Annotated in this window: 2 protein-coding genes; both read left to right on the forward strand. The window is 45.7% G+C overall.

All coding sequences use genetic code 11. The annotated features are described in order from the left end of the window. Positions 1-1,680 (forward strand): ABC transporter ATP-binding protein (locus tag PLH26_RS21195; protein WP_324588013.1); only part of this gene is annotated, 1,680 nt, incomplete at its 5' end. A 256-nt stretch (positions 1,681-1,936) separates the two neighbouring features. Next, positions 1,937-3,112 (forward strand): TonB-dependent receptor (locus tag PLH26_RS21200; RefSeq protein ID WP_324588014.1); only part of this gene is annotated, 1,176 nt, incomplete at its 3' end.

Genomic DNA, 3,112 nt, shown 5'->3' on the forward strand with positions numbered 1-3,112 from the left:
ATCTTTGGAAAGATCATTGATGATTATGCTACCAACCCCGGCAGCAAAACCGAAAAGGAACTGGTAAGCGGTGTAAGCTTCTGGCTGCTGGTGGCAGTTGCTATTGCATTACTGGCAAGGCTTGCCAAAACCCTGCAGGACTATGTGATGCGTCTTGCAGTGCAAAAATTCGGGATGCAGATATTCAACGACGGACTGAAGCAAACCCTCCGGCTTTCTTTCCAGGAATTTGAAGGGCAAAGAAGCGGGGAAACCCTTTCCGTGCTGCAAAAAGTAAGAACGGATACCGAAAGGTTCATCAATGCATTTATCAATATCCTCTTTTCTTCGCTCATCGGCATTGGCTTTTTAATATGGTATGCCGTTACCAAACACTGGCTGCTGATACCGGTTTTTATTATTGGCGTGGTGGTACTGGGCGGACTTACAGGATTGCTGAGCAAAAAAATAAAAACCCTTCAGCGCTCCATCAATCGCGAAACGAACCAGATGTCGGGGGCCATTACCGAATCGCTACGCAATATTGAGCTGGTAAAAAGTCTCGGGCTTACCTATCCTGAAATAAGAAGGCTGAGAGATCATACAAAAAAAATATTCGACCTGGAGATACAGAAAGTAAAAAAAGTGCGGATGCTCACTTTTTTGCAAAGCTCGGCGCTGACCCTGCTGCGACAATCTATTTTGTTTATTTTATTATGGCTCATCTTCCGGCATGTGCTCACAACGGGTGAGCTGATCAGCATGCAATTCATCTCTACTACCATTTTTGGGCCGCTGCAGGACCTGGGGAATATTATTCTTTCGTACCGCGAAGCGGAAGCGTCTATCATGAATTTTGATAAGCTGATGAAAAAACCGGTGGAAATGCGGCCCGAAGAACCGGTTGCCATTGGTCCACTGGAATCCATGCGCTTTGAGCACGTTGTATTTAAGCATGCTACTGCTCCGGTAAACGCTATTGATGATATTTCTTTTGAGCTGAAAAGCGGCGATACCATTGCCTTTGTAGGACCTTCGGGATCGGGCAAATCTACCTTGGTAAAGTTGCTGGTAGGCTTATACCGCCCGGTAAAAGGGGAGATCTATTTTAATGATATCCCTGCTTCTGATATCCGCTATAATGAAATGCGCCGCCAGATCGGTTTTGTAACACAGGATACCCAGTTGTTTTTTGGGACCATAAAAGACAACCTGCTGTTTGTAAAACCCGGTGCAACCGATGAAGAAATTTTACATGCTTTGCACCAGGCATCCTGCGATGGGATGCTGGCCCGGTCGGCAAAGGGGCTGGATACGGTTTTAGGCGAAAGCGGTATGAAATTATCGGGAGGCGAAAAGCAACGCATAGCCATAGCAAGGGCGTTGTTGCGGCATCCGCGGCTGCTGATCTTTGACGAAGCCACTTCGGCGCTGGATTCACTCACGGAAGAAGCCATTACGGAAACCATCAAATCAATATCTGCACAACGCGATCCCATCACCATTCTTATAGCACATCGCTTATCTACCATTATGCATGCCGATACCATTTATGTGCTGGAAAAGGGAAAGATCACAGAATCGGGAAACCACGCTTTCCTTGTAGAGAAAAAAGGATTGTACTATGCCATGTGGCGGCAACAGGTGGGGGAAAGAAGAACAGGCCTGCCCGTGGTCACTGATTTTGAACCCGGAGCATGACGCGGAGAAATGGCTTTTTATCTTCTGTAGTGCAGCACGCACTTTTTTATCGGCATCTGTAATTTTGCTTTGCTTTTGGTTAGATTTTTGACAATGATGTATTAAGCCGGCAGGTCGAAAATGCAGTTGTTATTGTTATACTTAATTTAATTGTTACGGGCGGTGCAGTTGCAGGTAGGGTACTGTTTGTTTGACATGTATCTTCGCCGCGCTTTCCGGAGGGGATCTGTGGTGTTTTAATATAAAACTAAGGCTAATGAACAAATTATTATTGGTGGTATTGGCCATGCTTGCCTGTATGCAGGGCTATAGCCAGGAAAAATTTACGATCAGCGGAACAGTGCGTGTTCAACGAACCGGCGAAACGATCATCGGAGCCAGCATTAAGGCAGGTGATGCCGGCGCTTTCAGCAATGACTACGGGTTCTACTCCATTTCACTGCCTGCAGGGAAATATACATTTGAAGTATCTGCAGTTGGCATGCTCATACATGCACAAAGTATTGAGCTGGATAAAGATATGACGCTGAACATTGCACTGGAAGAAGAACCCAAAACGCTGGATAACATAACGATCACGGCTACCTCCAAAAACCGCAGTCTTGGCAGTCCGCAAATGGGTATAGAAAGACTGAGCACAAAAGAGATCAAAAATATCCCGGTGTTGCTGGGGGAAAGGGATGTGCTGAAAACAGTGCAGCTGTTGCCCGGCATTAAAGCGGCGGGTGAAGGCAACAGTGGTTTTTTTGTGAGAGGCGGTGCTGCCGATCAGAATCTTATCCTGTTAGATGAAGCCACAGTATACAACGCATCTCACCTGCTGGGCTTTTTCTCTACTTTTAATTCCGACGCTATCAAAGATGTAACCGTGTATAAAGGCGGTATGCCCGCACAATACGGAGGAAGGCTATCTTCTGTGCTGGACATCAAAATGAATGACGGCAATAACCGGGATTATAATGTAAGCGGCGGCATAGGACTTATATCGGCAAAACTGAACGTGGAAGGCCCCATACAAAAAGACAGATCTTCTTTTTTGATTACGGGACGCAGAACATACGCGGATATGTTTTTAAAGTTATCCGGCGACTCCGCTTTAAAAAACAATACCCTGTACTTTTACGACCTTAATGCCAAGCTCAATTACAATATAGGCGATAAAGACAGGCTGTATCTTTCGGGCTACTTTGGAAAAGATGTGCTTGCTGCGGGGCAAACCTTTGGACTGGATTGGGGGAATGCAACCGGCACCCTGCGCTGGAACCATATTTTCAGCAATAAGTTATTCTCGAACACTTCTTTCATTTTCAGCAATTACAATTATAATATATCCATCCGCAGCGGCGCCAACGAGTTCGACATCTTTTCACAGATCCGCGACATGAACCTTAAGCAGGAGTTCCAGTGGTATGTTAACAACAAAAACAATATC

This window comes from Agriterribacter sp., assembly GCF_035444585.1.
Classification (GTDB): Bacteria; Bacteroidota; Bacteroidia; order Chitinophagales; family Chitinophagaceae; genus Agriterribacter.